Source organism: Streptomyces sp. NPDC057638, from assembly GCF_042800315.1.
GTDB lineage: Bacteria > Actinomycetota > Actinomycetes > Streptomycetales > Streptomycetaceae > Streptomyces.
The window spans coordinates 1-18417 of the sequence record NZ_JBHVHF010000159.1 but is presented as its reverse complement, the minus strand read 5'-3'; the positions used below and the strand labels follow the sequence as shown (position 1 = coordinate 18417).

General features: G+C 71.1%; 14 protein-coding genes and 1 pseudogene. 6 read left to right on the top strand and 9 right to left on the bottom strand.

Features of this window, described 5'->3' with window-relative positions; genetic code table 11:
- Nucleotides 1-156: 156 nt before the first annotated feature.
- The 4 genes from ACFVIM_RS21145 (at nt 157) to ACFVIM_RS21130 (ending at nt 3650) form a co-directional block, all read left to right on the top strand.
- Nucleotides 157-1545 carry a hypothetical protein gene (locus ACFVIM_RS21145; protein WP_384303419.1) on the top strand — a complete coding sequence of 463 codons (1389 nt, stop codon included), beginning with the start codon at nt 157-159 and terminating at the stop codon, nt 1543-1545.
- A gap of 177 nt (nt 1546-1722) precedes the next feature.
- Nucleotides 1723-2358 (top strand): DUF4383 domain-containing protein, encoded by a 636-nt coding sequence (locus ACFVIM_RS21140; RefSeq protein WP_384303417.1) that lies wholly within the window; start codon nt 1723-1725, stop codon nt 2356-2358.
- 9 nt (nt 2359-2367) lie between these two features.
- Complete coding sequence (locus ACFVIM_RS21135; protein ID WP_384303415.1) at nt 2368-2586, top strand: zinc ribbon domain-containing protein; 219 nt, start codon at nt 2368-2370, stop codon at nt 2584-2586.
- A gap of 407 nt (nt 2587-2993) precedes the next feature.
- A complete protein-coding gene (locus ACFVIM_RS21130; RefSeq protein WP_384303413.1) occupies nt 2994-3650 on the top strand; it encodes a DedA family protein in 657 nt (218 codons plus the stop codon).
- A 92-nt stretch (nt 3651-3742) separates the two neighbouring features.
- Here ACFVIM_RS21130 and ACFVIM_RS21125 read toward each other — a convergent pair whose 3' ends face one another.
- The 3 genes and pseudogenes from ACFVIM_RS21125 to ACFVIM_RS21115 form a co-directional block, all read right to left on the bottom strand.
- Complete coding sequence (locus tag ACFVIM_RS21125; protein ID WP_384303421.1) at nt 3743-4591, bottom strand: HAD family hydrolase; 849 nt, start codon at nt 4589-4591, stop codon at nt 3743-3745.
- A 50-nt stretch (nt 4592-4641) separates the two neighbouring features.
- A pseudogene (locus ACFVIM_RS21120) lies at nt 4642-7340 on the bottom strand (phosphoribosyltransferase).
- Between the two features lie 116 nt (nt 7341-7456).
- Nucleotides 7457-8632: an HpcH/HpaI aldolase/citrate lyase family protein gene (locus tag ACFVIM_RS21115; RefSeq protein ID WP_384303411.1), complete on the bottom strand. Its 1176-nt coding sequence runs from the start codon at nt 8630-8632 to the stop codon at nt 7457-7459.
- A 468-nt stretch (nt 8633-9100) separates the two neighbouring features.
- Here ACFVIM_RS21115 and ACFVIM_RS21110 point away from each other — a divergent pair, with 468 nt between their 5' ends.
- Nucleotides 9101-10033 (top strand): TerD family protein, encoded by a 933-nt coding sequence (locus tag ACFVIM_RS21110; protein ID WP_384303409.1) that lies wholly within the window; start codon nt 9101-9103, stop codon nt 10031-10033.
- A gap of 92 nt (nt 10034-10125) precedes the next feature.
- Here ACFVIM_RS21110 and ACFVIM_RS21105 read toward each other — a convergent pair whose 3' ends face one another.
- From ACFVIM_RS21105 to ACFVIM_RS21080, 6 genes are all read right to left on the bottom strand, one after another.
- The gene (locus ACFVIM_RS21105; RefSeq protein ID WP_384303407.1) at nt 10126-10863 is read right to left on the bottom strand and encodes a Tellurium resistance; all 738 of its coding nucleotides are present in this window, start codon (nt 10861-10863) and stop codon (nt 10126-10128) included.
- A gap of 225 nt (nt 10864-11088) precedes the next feature.
- Nucleotides 11089-12231 (bottom strand): DUF475 domain-containing protein, encoded by a 1143-nt coding sequence (locus ACFVIM_RS21100; protein WP_384303405.1) that lies wholly within the window; start codon nt 12229-12231, stop codon nt 11089-11091.
- A gap of 95 nt (nt 12232-12326) precedes the next feature.
- Nucleotides 12327-12902: a TerD family protein gene (locus ACFVIM_RS21095; RefSeq protein ID WP_384303403.1), complete on the bottom strand. Its 576-nt coding sequence runs from the start codon at nt 12900-12902 to the stop codon at nt 12327-12329.
- Nucleotides 12903-13092: 190 nt separating this feature from the next.
- Nucleotides 13093-13668: a TerD family protein gene (locus ACFVIM_RS21090; RefSeq protein ID WP_384303401.1), complete on the bottom strand. Its 576-nt coding sequence runs from the start codon at nt 13666-13668 to the stop codon at nt 13093-13095.
- A 197-nt stretch (nt 13669-13865) separates the two neighbouring features.
- Complete coding sequence (locus ACFVIM_RS21085) at nt 13866-14324, bottom strand: peroxiredoxin (protein WP_384303399.1); 459 nt, start codon at nt 14322-14324, stop codon at nt 13866-13868.
- A 157-nt stretch (nt 14325-14481) separates the two neighbouring features.
- Nucleotides 14482-14904 carry a DUF3052 domain-containing protein gene (locus ACFVIM_RS21080; protein WP_384303397.1) on the bottom strand — a complete coding sequence of 141 codons (423 nt, stop codon included), beginning with the start codon at nt 14902-14904 and terminating at the stop codon, nt 14482-14484.
- Nucleotides 14905-15626: 722 nt separating this feature from the next.
- On the opposite strand from ACFVIM_RS21080, the gene aceE reads away from it, so the two are divergent.
- A complete protein-coding gene (gene aceE / locus ACFVIM_RS21075; protein WP_384303395.1) occupies nt 15627-18359 on the top strand; it encodes a pyruvate dehydrogenase (acetyl-transferring), homodimeric type in 2733 nt (910 codons plus the stop codon).
- Nucleotides 18360-18417: the final 58 nt, after the last annotated feature.

The window sequence follows — 18417 nt, the reverse complement described above, 5'->3', positions numbered from 1 at the left end:
CAGATGTTTATAAGCCACAGCAGATGTGTATAAGAGACCCCACCTGCGGCGAGCGCTCGCCGCAGGTGGACAGGGGTGTGGAGAACTTTTACGCCTGTGTGTTCGTCGTACCGGGTGGGAGAATGAACCGGGTACCGGACGGCACGGGAGAGGCTTGTGACGGCGACACGCACGCGGCCGCGCGCGAGAGCGACAGCGAGTGCCGTCAAAGGCGCCCTCGCGCTGCTCCTGCTTCCGGTGTGGCTGATCGCCGGTGTCGTTCTGCCCGTCCTGGCGGTCGTCCTGCCGGGTTCCTTCACCGGAGGCGGGACACGGCGCTGGTTCGGGGGGCGCGGTGAGAGCCAGCGGGCCGACGCCCAGGCCGCGAAGGACGCGGCGGCCGCCGCGTTCTACGAGCTGGACAGCGCCCAGCGGGAGCTGCGGATCTCCATCGAGACGATCACCGCCGTGGGGAGTTCCGAGGAGGCGCGCCGCGCCGCCGAGGGCTTCACCCAGCTGGGGCGGCGCATCGACGAGGTGAGCCATCGCTACATCTCGGCCGTCGACGCGCATGACCTCGACCGGGACGACCTGGAGCCGTCGGTGGCCGCGCGGGCGCGCGGGGAGCTGACCGGGGCCCGGGAGGAACTGGTACGGGTCAAGGGCGAGCTGGACCGGTTCTCGGACGGGCTCGGGCCGCTGCTGGACCGGGCCGAGACCCAGCTGGCCCGGCTCGTCCCGGCGGTGGAGCGGGCGCGGGCGGCGCTGCTGGCCGCGAGCAACGCCCTGGACGCGGTCCGTGCCTCGGGGCTGCGCGCCGATGACCTCGCGGGGCGCCTCGCCGCGCTCGCGCCGGAGCTGACCCTGCTCAACGAGGGCGCCGGGCGCCATGGGGTCCCCGAGACCCTGCACCGGGCGGACCGCGTCCTGCGGGACGCCGAGGCCATCCGGGGCGAGTCCGAGCGGCTGCCCGAGCGGGCCGCCGAGATCGACAGGCGTCTGGTGTCCCTCCGGACCCGGATCGAGGCGCTCACCACCCGGGCCGATTCCGTGGAACCGGTCCTGAGCGAGCTGCGGCGGCGGTTCGCCCTGGAGTGCTGGCGCGATCTCCAGTCCGTGCCGGAGCAGGCCGCCAGCGGGCTGCGGCAGGCGGAGGAGCGGCTCGGCGCGGCGGCGCGGGCCCGCGCCGAGCAGCGCTGGCCCGATGCCACTGCCCTGCTGGGCACGGTGCGCGCCCTGCTCAACGGCGCCGACGAGGCCGTCTCCGCCGCCGGGGAGCGGTTGCGGCGGCTGGACGAGGTCGCGGCGGACCCCGGGGCCGAGATCGAGCGCACCCGTTTCGCCATCCGTGACGCCCAGCGGCTCGCGATGGCCGGGCGCCACACCCCCGACCCCCGCCATGCCGGGCCCCTGGACGACGCCGTGCTCCGGCTGGAGCGGGCCGTCGCGGGGCTGGAGGGCCGCCACCCGGACTACTGGCGCTTTCTCACCGAGACGGAGGGGATCCGGGCGGCGGTGGCCCGGACCGTCGACCGGATACGGGAGAACCGCGGCGCGGGAAGCTGAGACGCGAGAACCACGGCGCGGGAAGCTGAGACGCGGGGTTGCCCCCGGCCGCCAGGGCCCGGGGGGCAGGGCCCGGGAGGCGGGGCCCGGGAGGCGGGGCCCGGGAGGCGCGATTTGAAGGGTTCGCCCGGTGGGCGGATGCTGGAGGCAGGCGTACAGATCCGAGGGAGGTCGGAGATGGCCGCACACGCGCTCCCGCACCGGTCGCACCGGCGCCGTATCCATCTCGACGAGCATCTGCCCGTCGACCACCGGCTGAGCCGGGTCTACCGGGTCGGGGCCGGGATCATGGGCCTGTTCCTGCTCGCCTTCGGCATCCTGGGGCTGATCGACAAGATCGGCTTCTTCAACACCCAGGGCGCCACCGTTCTCGGGCTGAACACCAACGGCTCCCTGAGCGTGCTGTCCATCCTGGTGGGCGTGCTGCTGCTGGTGGGCATGGCCATCGGCGGCAATTTCGCCTCCACGCTCAACATGGTTCTCGGGATCCTCTTCATCGGCAGCGGCTTCATCAACCTGGCGCTGCTGGGCACCAGCTTCAACCCGTTCGCCTTCCGGATCCAGAACGTGCTGTTCAGCTTTGTCATCGGGGTGCTGCTGATGTTCTTCGGGATGTACGGACGGGTCAGTTCGACCCTCCCCCACGACAACCCGTACTGGAAGGCCCGCCATCCCGAACACGCCCGCGCGGAGGAGGAGCTGCGGCTGCGCCGGGAGGAGGAGTCGCGTGCCGGGGCACCCGCCGGGTTCAGCCGCCCCACGGACACCGGACCGGCCGGTGAGAGCCGGTCCCAGGACGGGCGGAGCGCGTAGCCTGGGGCCATGCCCCGTTATGAATTCCGCTGCCGTAGCTGCGGTGACACCTTCGAGGTCAGCCGTCCGATGGCCCAGTCGTCCGACCCCGCGAGCTGTCCGGCCGGTCATGACGACACGGTGAAGCTGCTCTCCACCGTCGCCGTGGGCGGCACCAGCCCCGGCCCCGCCGCCCCCGCGCCCAGTGGTGGCGGCGGAGGCTGCTGCGGTGGCGGCTGCTGCGGCTGAGCGGCCCGGCGGAAGGCGCGCGCCGAGCTTCACCCCCGTCACCCCATGAGCCCGTGGATCGTCACTCCATGAGCCGGTGGATCCGGGGGTCCCGCGCCACCCCCGCGGGCCTCACCGGAGCGCCGTCACACCCGTTCCCACCCTCCGGGCCGAAAATGTGAGGGAGACCACATCCGGACGTCGTTTCGACGGGCCGTACGGTCGCGCCGGGGCCGGGTTGGTGGGGGTTGACCGGGCTTGGGAGGGGCAGGGGAACTCCCCGCCGTGGTCCGGGAGTCCGATCCGGGCGTCCGGATCCGCGCCCCGGCTGTCCGGAACCGCCTCCTGGGCGCCGGAAGAGCTCCGGGCGGCCCCTTCGCACCGACCCCTTCAGGCTGGCTTCAGCGGGAGTTCCATACCGTAGGGGTATGGATTCCGTGATCGTGAGCAGCGCTGCCGCAGCTGAGAGCAGTGCTCCGGGCTGGGTCAACAGCCTGATGGAGAACCTGGGCGCGCCCGGGGCTGGTATCGCCATCGCGCTGGAGAACCTGTTTCCGCCCATTCCGAGCGAGGTGATCCTGCCGCTGGCGGGGTTCGCCGCCAGCAACGGCAAGATGAGCCTTGTCGCCGTGCTGATCTGGACGGTCGCGGGATCGGTGGTCGGCGCCATGGCCCTGTACGGCGTGGGCGCGGCGCTCGGGCGCGACCGTACGGTGGCCATCGCCGCCAAGCTGCCGCTGCTCAAGGTCTCGGATATCGAGAAGACCGAGGCGTGGTTCGCCAAGCACGGCCCGAAGGCCGTCTTCTTCGGACGGATGATCCCGATCTTCCGCTCGCTGATATCCGTACCCGCCGGGGTCGAGCGGATGTCGGTGCCGCTCTTCCTGGGGCTGACCACCCTCGGCAGCGCGATCTGGAACACGATCTTCGTGATGGCCGGCTATCTGCTGGGCGAGAACTGGGAGCAGGTCACGGAGTACGTCTCCACCTACTCCAAGGTCGTCCTGGCCTTCGCGGTGCTCGGTGTCGTGGCGTTCATCGCGGTCCGGGTGTTCAAGCCGGGGGCCGGGGCGCGGCGGAAGTAGCGCGGCGCGCGACAGCACGGAGGCACAGGGGCCGGAGCATATGCCCCGGCCCCTGTGTCAGGTGCCGGAGTTCCGGAGTCCGGCGTGGAGCCTCAGCAGGCCCCGGAGGCCGCCAGCAGGGCCCGCAGCACCGCCTCGCCCGCGAGGACCCCGCGCTCGGGGAGCGCGGTCACGCCGGGCGCGTGCCAGCCCGCCTCGGCGAGTTCGCCGTGGGCGGGCCGCCAGCCCCGGTCGGCGGTGAGCAGCAGATCGGCGTCGAGCAGGGAGTCCCCCGCCGCCAGCACGCTCGCCGCACCCGTGCGCCGGGCCACCTCCCGTACCGCCGCGCTCTTGGTGAGCGGCCGGGGCACGGCGTAGATCTTGCGGCCCTGGAGGGAGACGGTCCAGCCCCGGTCCCCGGCCCACTCGGCCAGTTCCTTGACCCAGCCGTCGGGCAGCCGGTCGCGCTCGACGACGAGATAGGCGAAGAGCTCCTCCGCGACCCGTTCCTTGAGCAGCCAGCCGGGGTCGGCGGTGGCCAGCATCCGCGCCCGTACCTCGGCGAGCGGGGCGCACTCCGCCGCGATCCGCCGTTCGACCGCGCGCCGCCAGCCGTCGTCGCTGACGCCGTCGACCAGCAGATGGCCCCCGTTGGCGCAGATGGCGTGGGCGGGTGGCGGGCCGGGGAGGTGGATCCGCGCGTACTGCTCCCGGGTGCGGGTGGTCGCGGGGACGAGGACCACGGCTTCGGCGAGCCGGGTGAGCAGCCCGGCGGCGGTCTCGGTGAGGTACGAGAGCGGCTTGCCGCCGTAGGTCTCGACGCAGAGCAGCCGGGGCGCGTCCGCGTCGGCCATGGGGAGCTGGAGGGCGGGGGCGGAGTAGATGAGCGTACGGTCCAGATCGCTGGCGACCAGGACGGGCGCGGCGGCGGCCGGGACGGCCGCCACAGAACCGGCCGCCACGGATCCGGTCGGCGCGGGGGTGCTCGGGGCGGGGGTGTTCGGGGCGTCGCTCACCGGGTCGTCACCGCCGTACCGCCCGCGCCCGTCGCGCCACGGGTGTAGCGGGGGTGGATCAGCCCCACACAGCTGTACGGGAGGTCGCCGACCTCCTCGACAGGGACCCCGCGCTGATCGGCGAGAAGCCGTACATGGTCCAGCTCGGGGCCCGCGCCGCGCCGGGCCAGGACCTTCCAGGGGACACGGCGCAGCAGGACCCGGGTGGTCTCGCCGACACCCGGCTTCACCAGGTTCATATCGTGGATGCCGTACTCCTCGCTGATCCGCTCGACCGCCGCCCAGCCCTCCCAGGTGGGGGTGCGGTCCGCCGCGAGAAGGTCCTTGACCTCGGTGTCCACGGCGGCGGCCGACTCCTCGAAGCGGGCGGTGACCGCGTCCAGGAAGTGGTGGGAGAGATCGGCGCCGGACAGCTCGCGGTAGAACTTGGCGCCGTGGAAGTCGTCCGGGCCGACCAGATCGGCCCGGAGCACGGTGCGTGAGACCAGTCCGGAGACGGTGGAGTTGAGGCAGGCGGAGGGGACGAGGAAGTCCTCCCGGGTGCCGTAGGTGCGCACACAGCCGCCGGGGTCGGCGAGGACGGCGATCTCGGGGTGGAAGCCCTCGTGCGCGGCGAGCGCCGCCGTCAGCTCCCGGGTGATGGCGCCCTTGCCGGTCCAGCCGTCGACGAAGACGGCGTCGGCCGGGTCATGGCGGTCGGCGATCCAGCGCAGGGCGTTGGCGTCGATGCCCCGGCCCCGGACGATGGAGATCGCGTAGTGCGGCAGCTCCAGGCCGTGGCGCCAGCGCGCCCAGCGGCGCATCAGGACGCCGATGGGGGTGCCCGCGCGGGCCAGCGAGACCAGGACGGGCCGGGGCGAGCGCTCGGCGAGCACGGTCTCGGTGACCGTGCCCACGGCGCGGGCGATCCGTCCCGCCGACGCCTCCAGCGCGTCATGGAAGAGCCGCTGGTAGGCGGCGGTGGGCTGGTACTCCAGCGGCAGTGACTCGGCGTAGTGCGCGCCACCGCTCTGTATCGCCTCCTCGCGCTCCTCGGTGGGCGCCTCCAGCGTCACCTCGGAGAGGTCCTGGAGCAGCCAGCCGACCTCCTCGGGCGCGTAGGAGGAGAAGGCGGGGCCTCTCAGGGGCTCGGGGAGGGGCATGAGGTCCTTTCATCCGGCCGTTCCGGTGTGTGATCGCTGTGCGCTGTCCGTCCGCGGTCCGCCACCGGGCCGGTGCCGGATACCCGGTCGGTGTCCGGCCGTACGGCGCCGGTGTCGGTACTGGTGCCGCTGTCGGTGCCGGTACTCGTGTCGGACCGTACGGCCCCCGTGGCCGACCGTACGGCGCCGGTGTCCGGCGGTACGAAGCTGGGGACGACCGCCAGCGCGAGACGCGGCGCGTGGGGCGCGAGACGGTCCAGCAGACCGCCGGGGGCGTGCAGCCCGGGGGTGTCGGCGGCCGAGTCCACGACGGCCACGACGGCGTCGAACCCGGCGTCCGCGACGTTGTAGGCGTAACGCTCGCCGGGCCCGTCGGCGGGGTCGTCATGGGCGGGGAAGACCAGCCGGGTACGGATGGCGTACCCGGGGTCGTCCACGGCCAGCACGGGTGAGCGGGTGGTCGTGGAGTAGCGGACCTCGGCGTCGAGCAGCTCCTCCAGGGCGGTGGCGATCCGCAGCGGGGCATACATCAGCTCCTCGAAGCCGAGGACCAGCACCCGGCGCGGCGGAGCGGGGTCCCCGGCCGCCAGCGCCCGCGCCACCCGCCGGGCCATCCGGGGCAGTGCCTCCTCCAGCCGGGCCCGGTGGGCGGGGAGGAAGCCGTGGCGGCCGCCGTCCGGGAGGCCCTCGGGCCAGTCGAGGGAGATCCGGGGGACGGGGCTCGCGGCGGGTGCGGGGTCCTCGGCTCCGGACGGGCGTACGGGTGCGGGGTCCCCGGCTCCGGACGGGTCTACGGGGGCCGGGTCCCCGGCTCCGGACGGGCGCCCGGTGGCGCGCGGCGGCACGGCGGGGGTGCTCTCGTACCGCTCGACCAGGGCGCGGCCCTTCTCCAGGACGCCCTCGGGCAGCCGGACCGTGCCCGAGGCGAGGGCGATGAGGTCCACCCGGGCGCCGATCTCGGCAGCGAAGGAGTCGAGGCGGGCCCGGTCCTCCGGGGAGCGCAGGTCCACCAGGGCGACGATCACATAGCGGTCGCGGCGGTGACGGGCGTGAAGGGAGCGGATGGTGTTGAGGACGGTGTTGCCGGTCGAGAACTCGTCGTCGACCAGGACCAGCGGGCCGGGGCGGCGGAGCAGCTCCGGGTCCTCGGGGAGCAGCAGATGGGAGGTGGCGTGGGAGTGGGACTCCTCGAAGCCGCCCGCGCGGGCGACGCCGGGGACGGGACGGCGGGTGGAGTGCAGATAGGGCGCCAGGGCGACTCCGTCGGCGACGGCGTGGCCCAGCGCGGTCGCCGTCTCCGCGTACCCGACGACGACGGCACGGGCCGCGTCCCGGTCGCCGAGGAGCGCCCGCACCCGGCGGCCGAGGCCGAGCCCGGCGCCGTAGACGACGGCCGGGGACTGGGGGATGTGCTTGCCGAGCACCTGGGAGACCAGCAGATGCGCCCGCCTGGGGTTGCGCCGTACCGCCATCCCGAGGAGTCCGGGGAGGCTCTCGTCGCCGTCGAGCGCGACTCCGAGCCGCTCGGTGACCCAGGTTCCCGACCACACCACGTCCGCTGTCCCTCTTCTCGTTCCGCCGGTACTGCTGGTTCCGCTGATTCCGCTGGTTTTTCGGGGCGCTGTTCCCCGCTCCGGGGGCGGGTGACCCGGTACGGGCGCGTTCGCGCTCACTCCGGCAGTCCCCCACTGTGCCCGGCCCGCAGCAGATCCACGAAGCCGACGTCCTCGCGGGCCACGCCGAACGCCTCCGCCCGCAGCAGGGTGCGTTCGGCCCAGGCCCGGTGGGGCTTCACCTCGTTCATCTTGTTGGTATAGGCGGAACGCAGCACTCCACCGCCGTCGCGGTCCGGGCGCAGGATGTCACGGGCGTCGCTGTACTCCTCGTGGCTCACCACGGACAGCGCGTGCACCGGCAGCACATGGGAGGGGTGGATACAGGTCTTGCCGGTCAGTCCGTTGGCCCGGTCCAGATGGATCTCGCGCAGCAGCCCGTCCATGTCACGGGCGATCAGCGTGGTCCTCAGCTCCTCGGCGCGGCCCTCCAGGAAGGGGCTGTGGCGGAGCTGGGGTTTGAACATGCGCTCCTGGAGCCGGAAGTACTCCCAGACCGGGCCGGTCACCGTGTAGCCCGTGCCGTCGGCACGGCCCAGCACATTGACGACATCGGCGATGACGGAGGCGACGATCTGGACGTCGTAGGCGGTCATATCGGGCGGGCGGCGCAGTCCGTACGCGGAGCAGAAGTCGGTGACGCCGAGCCGGAGCGCCAGCACCCGGTCACGGAACTTGTCGACCGTGCGCGCGATCCCGGCCAGGGCCTCCCGCCGGGTCTCCAGATGGAGCAGCTCGGGCGATTCCAGGACGGGCATGGCGAAGAGCCGCCGCCCGCTGGCGGCCTCGGCGGCGGTCAGGGCCTCCAGAAAGGGGACACCACGCTCTTCGGTGAACTTGGGAAGTACGAAACCAGACAGTTTCTGGATGGAGGGGCCGAGCCGGGTGGCGAGATCCACGATCTGTCCGGGTTCCCGCACCCGGACGAAGAGCAGCGGCACCTCGGCGCCGCGCGCGTCGAGATCGGCGAACTGGCGGACCAGGTTCTCCTCGGCCCCGGCCACCTCCCGGTCATCGATGGAATCCTCCAGGCAGAGCACCATGGAGACCACGCCGCTGCCGAGCTGCTTCAGCACATCGTCGGCGAGGCGGGGCCGGGTGGCGGGGCTGTAGAGGGTGGCCCCCAGGGCGGTCGCCAGGGTCCGCGCGGGCGAGTCGGCGGAGAACTCCGCGGGCTCCCGATGGAACAGCCGGGTACGGACCGCGGGCGAAAGGTGCCCGAAATGACGCATGTGACTCCCCGTACTCCCAGGCGGCTCCGTCGAGCGACGTGGCCGGTAATAGTACGTACGACAGTGTGGGTAGGGTTCCCCTCCATCGTGAACACCGCATGTCCCGTGCGCCACATTCCGGGGCGTGGGGAGGGACACCCGGGGCCGACGCGGCCGGGGCCGACGGCCGGAGCGGCCGGGGCCGGCGGCCGGAGCGGGCGGCGGCGGCCGTGACGGACGGACGGCGGCGGGACGGGTGACGGGCGGCGGGACGGCCGGCGGGCGCCGGGACACGTGACGGACCACGGGACGGACAGGACGGCGGGCGCCGGGGCGGCACGGCGGGCCGCTGAACGCGCGGGCGCCGGACACCCCGGGGGCGGACGGACCGGTTCGGCGGGGCCACCGCCACCGCCCCGGAGCCGCGCCCCCGGCGCCCTGGCGGATCCGCGTTGTCCCCCGGCGGACCGAGCAGGCAGGATGACGGGCATGACGCACGCGATGCTGAAGGGCTCGAACGTCCCCCTCGACGCCATGGCCGTCCGGGCCGTGCTGCGCTGGACCTCGGGAAGCGGGGTGCCGGACGTGGACGCCTCCGCCCTTCTGCTCGGCTTCGACAGCCGGGTGCGCTCCGACGAGGACTTCGTCTTCTACAACCAGCCCCGCCACCCCTCGGGGGCCGTGCGGCGGCTCTCCAAGCGGCGGGTCGGGGACCACCACACGGACACCGTCGAGATCGAGCTCGCCGGGCTCGACCACTCGGTCGACCAGGTGGTGATCGCCGCCTCCTCCGACGGCGGCACCTTCCAGCACGTGACGGACCTGCGGATCCTGCTCTACGACGCCGCGCTTCCGGACGGGCGGCCGCTGGCCCTCTTCGATGTGCGTCCGGACACCGGCGAGGAGACCGCGATCATCTGCGGCGAGGTGTACCGGCGCGGGGACCGCTGGAAGTTCCGCGCCGTGGGCCAGGGATATCCGACGGGTCTGGTCGGGCTGGCGACCGAGTTCGGGATCTCGGTGGACGACTCGGCCGGGGGCGCTCCGGTTCCGGGGGGCCCGGGCGGGCCGGGCGCCGCCGTACCCGCCCCTGCCGCGCCCTCCGTACCATCCACGCACCCCGTATCCGTGCGGGCACCCGCGCCAGGACCGCTCGCGCCCGCCGCGGCCCCGGCCGGGGCGCCCGGCGCCGATGGCGGCGCGGCGCTGCCCGCGTACCCGCCGATGCCCACCACCGCGCCACCCGCGTACGGCTATCCGGGGCCCGCCGCCCCGGCGCCCTCCTACGGCTATCCCCAGCCCACCTCGGGACAGGCCCGGCCGGGCTACGGTTATCCCCAGCCCGCGGCACCCTTCGTACCGGACCAGGACTTCCGGATGCCGCCGATGGGACCCCAGTTCCTGCGCACCGGACGGCCCTGAGTCCCCGCACGGGCGGGTAGGGCGCCAAACGCGCCCCCTCGCGTGTACGACGCGCGCCCCCGCGCGTACGGCCCGGGGGCGGCCCACACGGCTCAGGTGCGGGTCTTGTAGCCGCGGCCCCACTGGAGGCCCCAGCCGTAGAGGCGGTCCACATCCGACTGGAAGCCGTAGACGAACTTCACCTCACGGCGGACGATCAGCTCGCCCTTGATGTTCTCCAGCAGGAAGACGGCGCAGGAACGCGCCTGCGGGGCCCGCTCGTCCAGGGCGATCTCCACCCGGGGGCCGACGCTGGGGTGGAGGGTGACCATCGCCTGCGTACGGTCGAAGGCGGGCGTCTGGTCATAGATGTAGACGAAGAAGAGAAGCCGCTTGATCTCGGCGTGGTTGTCCAGGTTGACGTAGATCGTCTCCCCGGTGCCCGATCCGAAGCGGTCGTCCCCGCTGAGCTTCACATAGGGCTTCTCGTTGGTGGAGCCGAGATGGTCACCGAGCGGCTGGACCACGCCCTTGCTGCCGTCGGCCAGTTCGTAGAGACAGCCGAGGTCGAGGTCGACATTGACCATGCCCTGCGTGTGGGCCTGGACGACCTCGGGCTTGAAGAGCGTGAACGGATGGCGCAGCAGCCCTCCGCCGCCGCCCCGGCTGGAGGCGTCGAAGTCGGAGGTGCGCATCCGCCAGGAGAGGTTGACCCGCAGATGTCCGGTGGCCGCGCCCTGCTTGGTGAGGGAGACGGTGGGGCGGCGCCGGGTGAGGGTGATCGCGCTCGCGGCGCCGATCGCGTCGAAGGGCGCGGCCCTGCCCTGCCACAGCTTGTCCCAGAAGGCCATCTGCCACCCCCACAGTCATGGTTCGTCATGCCCCGCTCCCGGTCGCGGGGTCCTCGCTGGTACGGGACCGGCCCGGTCCCGTACGGATACCCCGGGCCGGGCCGGTGGGGCCCGGTCACGGGGTGGTGCGTCCCGGGCCGGTGGGTCCGGGCGCTCCACGGGGCGGCCCCGGGACCGATGCCCCGATGCCGCCCCGCCTGGAAGCGTTCCTCAATTCGGGTGAGGTCACACCCCGGCCTGGGAGTGTGGCTCAGCCTTTTCCCCTGACGCCCCCCGCGCCGCGAGCGCGCGGTTACGGCGGACCGAGGACCAGAAGGACCAGCCGATGAGGACCACGCCGATCAGTCCGGTGATCAGCTCGTGGATCTCGTACTGGATGGTGATCAGCAGGATCAGTGCGAGCGCGCCGATCGCGTAGTGGGCGCCGTGCTCCAGATAGACGTAGTCGTCCAGGGTCCCCTGGCGGACCAGGTAGACGGTGAGCGACCGGACGTACATCGCGCCGATCCCCAGGCCGAGCGCCATCAGCACGATGTCGTTGGTGATGGCGAAGGCGCCGATGACCCCGTCGAAGGAGAAGGAGGCGTCGAGGACCTCCAGATACAGGAACATGAAGAAGGCGGCCTTGCCGGAGAGGGCGACGGCGGAGACCTTCTTCCCGCTGCGCTTGGCGGCCTCCTCGGCCTCGTGTTCGCGTTCCTCCTCCTCTTCCAGCTTGTTCTCGAAGAAGCCGGAGAGCCCGCCGACGATGAGATAGGTCACCAGACCGGCGACACCGGAGAGCAGCACCGTCTCGGCCTTGTCCGCGTGGCCGCCGCCGTGCTGATGGGCGTTCTTGGCGAAGGTGACCGAGCTGACCAGCAGTATGACCAGCGCGATGCAGACCGACAGCATGTCGACCTTGCCCAGCTTGGCGAGCGGGCGCTCCAGCCAGCCGAGCCACTGGTGCTCGCGCTCCTGGAAGATGAAGTCCAGGAAGATCATCAGCAGGAACATGCCACCGAACGCGGCGATCGACGGATGCGCGTCGGTCACCAGCTCCTGGTACTTGTCCTTGTCGTTGAGGGCCAGCTCGACGGCCTCGATCGGTCCGAGCTGGGCACTGACCGCGACGATGACGACGGGGAAGACCAGCCGCATACCGAAGACGGCGATGAGGATGCCGATGGTGAGGAAGATCTTCTGCCAGAAGGCGTTCATCTTCTTCAGGATTCCGGCGTTGACGACCGCGTTGTCGAACGAGAGGGAGATCTCAAGGACGGACAGGATCGCGACGATCCCGAACGCGGTCCACCCTCCGAACAGGAGCGCCGCGACCAGTCCGAGCGCGGTTACCGCGAACGACCAGCCGAAGGTTTTCAGAACCACTGGTACCCAATCGTGTCATGGGGGTCCCCCCGCACCACGGCGGGGAGAGGGTCGCCCACGCGTCAAGGACAGGCGCCCCCGCTCGATGCGTGGAGTTACGAAACGTTGACCCCGAAGTCCAGGGCGATACCCCGCAGCCCCGAGGCGTACCCCTGGCCCACGGCCCGGAACTTCCACTCGTTGTTGTACCGGTAGAGCTCACCGAAGATCATCGCGGTCTCGGTGGAGGCGTCCTCACTCAGGTCGTAGCGGGCCAGCTCCTGGCCGTCGGCCTGGTTGACCACCCGGATGAAGGCATTGCTGACCTGGCCGAAGGTCTGGCCCCGGTTCTCGGCCTCATGGATGGAGACCGGAAAGATGACCTTGTCGACCTGGGCGGGGACCAGGGAGAGGTCCACCACCAGCGACTCGTCGTCCCCGTCGCCCTCACCGGTGAGATTGTCCCCGGTGTGCTCCACCGAGCCCTCGGGGCTCTTGAGGTTGTTGTAGAAGATGAAGTAGGAATCACCCAGCACACGGCCACCGCCGCACATCAGCGCGCTGGCATCGAGGTCGAAATCGGCCCCCGTGGTCGATCGCGCGTCCCAGCCGAGCCCGATCAGCACCTTCGTCAGATTCGGCGCGGCCTTGGAGAGGGAGACATTGCCTCCCTTGGCGAGTGTGACGCCCATGATCAGAATCCTCCCCAGCTATTTCCCCGGCTACTGCGGACTTCCCCGCCCCGGCACCCGGGCGGGCTTGCAAGGCACGTCCGGCGCCGCACTCGGAAGTGCGGCGCCGGGCATGAGGTCTGCCGGGACGGTGCCCGGCGGCGGTCTCCCCGTGGTCGACCCTTGACCGCGGGGTGACCGTGGTCGCGGATCAGACGTTGACGCCGAAGTCCTGGGCGATACCGCGCAGACCCGAGGCGTAGCCCTGGCCGATGGCGCGGAACTTCCACTCGGCACCGTTGCGGTAGAGCTCACCGAAGACCATGGCGGTCTCGGTGGAGGCGTCCTCGCTCAGGTCGTAGCGGGCCAGCTCCTGGTTGTCGGCCTGGTTGACCACGCGGATGAACGCGTTGCGCACCTGGCCGAAGGACTGCTGGCGGCCCTCCGCCTCATAGATCGAGACGGGAAAGACGATCTTGTCGACATCGGCGGGCACACCCGCCAGATTGACCTTGATCTGCTCGTCGTCGCCCTCGCCCTCACCGGTGAGGTTGTCCCCGGTGTGCTCCACCGAGCCATCGGAGCTCTTGAGGTTGTTGAAGAAGACGAAGTTGCCGTCGTTGGTGACCTTGCCCTGGTCGTTGGTCAGCAGGGCGCTGGCGTCCAGGTCGAAGTCCGTGCCGGTGGTGGTGCGGACGTCCCAGCCCAGTCCCACGATCACCGCGGTCAAACCGGGTGCGGCCTTGGACAGCGAGACGTTGCCGCCCTTGCTGAGGCTGACTCCCACGAGTCCCTCCATTGGTCTCCAGGGGCAGCGCCCCCGTCGTGCGTCGGTGTCGGATCAACGTCTGGATCCTAGTGACCTGTCCCCCCGTGAGACAGGCTTTCACCAAGGGAGGCCCCTTGGTGTTCCCCGGATGTCCCGGCCCCCGGGACCCGACGGCCCCACCCCCGGACCCGACCGGGGCTCACAAGCCGCGCCGGCTAGAGCGCCGCGAGGGCGGAGACGTAGGCGTTGAGGTCACGCGCGTCGGGGAGCGCGTTCACGACCGTCCACCGCACGACACCCTCCTTGTCGATGATGAACGTGCCCCGCACCGCACAGCCCTTCTCCTCGTCGAAGACCCCGTACGCCCGCGAGACCTCGCCGTGCGGCCAGAAGTCGGAGACCAGCGGGTACTCAAGGCCCTCCTGCTCGGCGAAGACCCGCAGGGTGTGGATGGAGTCGTTGGAGACGGCCAGCAGCTGGGTGTCGTCGTTGACGAAGGCGGGCAGCTCGTCGCGGAGGGCGCACAGCTCGCCGGTGCAGACACCGGTGAAGGCGAAGGGGTAGAAGAGGAGCACCACGTTCTTCTCGCCCCGGTAGTCGGACAGGCGGACCGTACGGCCGTGGTTGTCCTTGAGTTCGAACTCCGGGGCCTTGGTACCGACCTCGATCGCCATGTCGTGGGGATCCCTTCACTGATCCGAGTGGATGGTCACCCCACCCTAGGCCGTGTCCGGGACGGCACACGAAGACCCCCTCCGGGTGATCCCGGAGGGGGTCTTCGCGAGTTCCGCTGGCCGTGGCGCTGGCGGTCGCCGACGGCTGGGGGGTGGCTCAGCGCTTGGGAGCCACGAGCCGGCTGCCCGCCCAGTCCTTGGCGACGCTGATGCTCTTGGTCTGGGAGAGCCCTGCGGTCTGGGCTGCGTCGCTGATGTCGCTCGGCTCGACATAACCGTCGCGGCCGGTCTTGGGGGTCAGCAGCCAGATCAGGCCGCCGTCCTCCAGAAGCCCTAGGGCGTCGACCAGTGCGTCCGTCAGATCGCCGTCCTCGTCACGGAACCAGAGGACAACGACGTCGGCGACGTCGTCGTACTCCTCGTCCACGAGATCCTGGCCGATGACGGACTCAATGCCTTCGCGGAGATCGTGGTCGACGTCGTCGTCGTAGCCGATCTCCTGGACCACCTGACCGGGCTCGAACCCCAGCCTCGCCGCCGGGTTGGTCCGCTCCTCCGCGTGGTCCGCGGTCGCGCTCACGGCTTGCCTCCTGATCATGTTCGGTAGATGCTGCGCCCTCGCGCGTACGCGTGGCGTTGGCCGTAGTCCACACGGGCGGGGCGGATCGCGCAAGTACCCGGCCACGCAGACCGCCGAAACGGTGACGTTTGCGCCCGTCTCGCCGCAACCTCCGACACGCCCGGCGGTAGCCCGCCCCCGCCGAAAAACAATTCGGCCGTCTTTGCCACTTTACGTCCACTGGAGGAGTGCTGGAGAACCGAACGCCCCCTCGGGACGCCTTCCCGTGGGGGGCGTAGGGTCGCGAGGGACGACCCGGTCGGCGGATCGGACCGGGCCGGAGGGCCGGTGCGGCGTCGGCGCGGAGCCGGTGCGGAGCCGGTGTCGGGCGCGATAACCCCCGTCATCCCCTTGTCCACGGGGCCCGGCGCGCGGGTGCGGCCGGGGTGGCGGAGGACCGATCGGGGGATGCCGCCCGGCCGGCGCCGGGACGCCGTCGCGCCCGGACGGCGTGGGCGCGGCCATCAGAACCCGTTCACCGGGCAGGATCCGGGCAGGATCCACGAGACAGGCACTAGGCCGTCTGGAGGCCGAAGCCGGTCAGTATGCCAGCGATTCCCGGGTTACCTCTCGGTAAAGATGACGTATCCCTCCCCCCGGTAGACGATGGGAGGCGGCCTAGCGGGCTGGCACACCTACCGACGATTATCCCCACCGCCCCCTACGACCAGCGAAGGATCAGCGTGGCTTCCGCATCAGAGCGCAATCCGATCATCATTGGCGGCCTTCCGAGCCAGGTGCCGGACTTCGACCCAGAGGAGACCCAGGAGTGGCTGGACTCACTCGACGCCGCCGTCGACGAGCGGGGCCGGGAGCGGGCCCGCTATCTGATGCTCCGGCTTATCGAACGGGCGCGCGAGAAGCGGGTCGCCGTGCCGGAGATGCGCAGCACGGACTATGTGAACACCATCGCGACCAGAGACGAGCCGTACTTCCCGGGCAATGAGGAGGTGGAGCGCAGGATCCTCAACGCCACCCGCTGGAACGCGGCGGTGATGGTCTCGCGCGCCCAGCGTCCGGGGATCGGTGTGGGCGGCCATATCGCCACCTTCGCCTCCTCGGCCTCGCTCTACGACGTCGGCTTCAACCACTTCTTCCGGGGCAAGGACGGAGGGGACGGCGGGGACCAGATCTTCTTCCAGGGCCATGCCTCCCCCGGGATCTACGCCCGCGCCTTTCTGCTGGACCGGCTGAGCGAGACCCAGCTGGACGCCTTCCGCCAGGAGAAGTCCAAGGCCCCGCACGGTCTCTCCAGCTATCCCCACCCCCGGCTTATGCCGGATTTCTGGGAGTTCCCTACGGTTTCCATGGGTCTGGGGCCTCTGGGCGCCATCTACCAGGCCCGGATGAACCGCTATATGCAGGCGCGGGGCATCGCGGACACCACCCAGTCCCATGTCTGGGCCTTCCTCGGCGACGGCGAGATGGACGAGCCGGAGTCGCTCGGCCAGCTGACCATCGCCGCCCGGGAGGGGCTGGACAACCTCACCTTCGTCGTCAACTGCAACCTCCAGCGGCTCGACGGCCCGGTGCGCGGCAACGGCAAGATCATCCAGGAGCTGGAGTCGGTCTTCCGGGGCGCCGGATGGAATGTGATCAAGCTGGTCTGGGACCGTTCCTGGGACCCGCTGCTGGCACAGGACCGGGACGGTCTGCTGGTCAACAAGTTGAACACCACGCCGGACGGCCAGTTCCAGACGTACGCGACGGAGACCGGCTCGTATATCCGCGAGCACTTCTTCGGCGGGGACCAGCGGCTGCGCGCGATGGTCGGGAACATGACCGACGAGCAGATCCTCCACCTCGGGCGCGGCGGTCATGACCACCGCAAGGTGTACGCGGCGTTCAAGGCGGCCAAGGAACACAAGGGCCAGCCGACGGTGGTCCTGGCGCAGACGGTCAAGGGGTGGACGCTCGGCCCCAACTTCGAGGGCCGCAACGCCACGCACCAGATGAAGAAGCTGACCGTGGACGACCTCAAGGGCTTCCGCGACCGGCTGCATCTGCCGATCACCGACGCGCAGCTGGAGAACGGGCTGCCGCCCTACTACCACCCGGGGCGGAACTCGGAGGAGATCCAGTACATGCACGACCGCCGCAAGGCGCTGGGCGGGTATGTACCGACCCGGGTCGTGCGCGCCCAGCCGCTGCCGCAGCCGGAGGAGAAGACCTACGCGGCGGTGCGCAAGGGGTCGGGCCAGCAGTCGATCGCCACCACGATGGCGTTCGTACGGCTGCTGAAGGATCTGATGCGGGACAAGGAGATCGGCAAGCGGTTCGTGCTGATCGCGCCGGACGAGTACCGCACCTTCGGAATGGACTCCTTCTTCCCGAGCGCCAAGATCTACAACCCGCTGGGCCAGCAGTACGAGGCGGTGGACCGGGAGCTGCTCCTGGCCTACAAGGAGTCGCCGACCGGCCAGATGCTGCACGACGGCATCTCGGAGGCGGGGTGCACGGCCTCGCTGATCGCGGCGGGCAGCGCCTACGCCACCCATGGCGAGCATCTGATCCCGGTCTATGTCTTCTACTCGATGTTCGGTTTCCAGCGGACCGGCGATCAGTTCTGGCAGATGGCCGACCAGCTCGCCCGTGGTTTCGTGCTGGGTGCGACCGCCGGGCGTACGACCCTGACCGGTGAGGGCCTCCAGCACGCCGACGGCCACTCCCAGCTGCTGGCCTCCACCAACCCGGGCTGTGTCGCCTACGACCCGGCCTTCGGCTATGAGATCGCGCATATCGTCAAGGACGGTCTGCGGAGGATGTACGGCGACGATGCCGAGGACGTCTTCTACTACCTGACCGTCTACAACGAGCCCATCCAGCACCCGGCCGAGCCGGAGAACGTGGATGTGGAGGGCATCCTCAAGGGCGTCTACCGCTACCAGGCGGGCGAGACGGGCCAGATCCCGGCGCAGATCCTGGCCTCCGGGGTGGCCGTGCCCTGGGCGGTCCAGGCCCAGCGGATCCTCGCCGAGGAGTGGAACGTCCGGGCCGACGTCTGGTCCGCGACCTCCTGGAACGAGCTGCGGCGCGACGCCGTCGAGGTGGAGGAGTTCAATCTGCTCCACCCCGAGGAGGAGCAGCGCGTCCCCTATGTCACCCGTAAGCTCACGGGCGCCGAGGGACCGTTCGTGGCCGTCTCCGACTGGATGCGATCGGTTCCGGATCAGATCGCGCGCTGGGTGCCGGGCCGCTACAGCTCGCTCGGCGCGGACGGCTTCGGCTTCGCCGACACCCGGGGCGCGGCACGGCGCTGGTTCCATATCGACGCCGAGTCGATCGTGCTCGGGGTGCTGACCGAGCTGGCCCGGGACGGCAAGGTGGACCGCTCGGTGCTCAAGCAGGCCGTCGACCGCTATCAGCTGCTCGATGTGGCCGCCGCCGACCCGGGCCCGGCGGGCGGCGACGCCTAGGACGCGTGAGACGCCTGCGACACAGCCCAGCGGCCCGTTGACGCGTACGGAGAGGTCC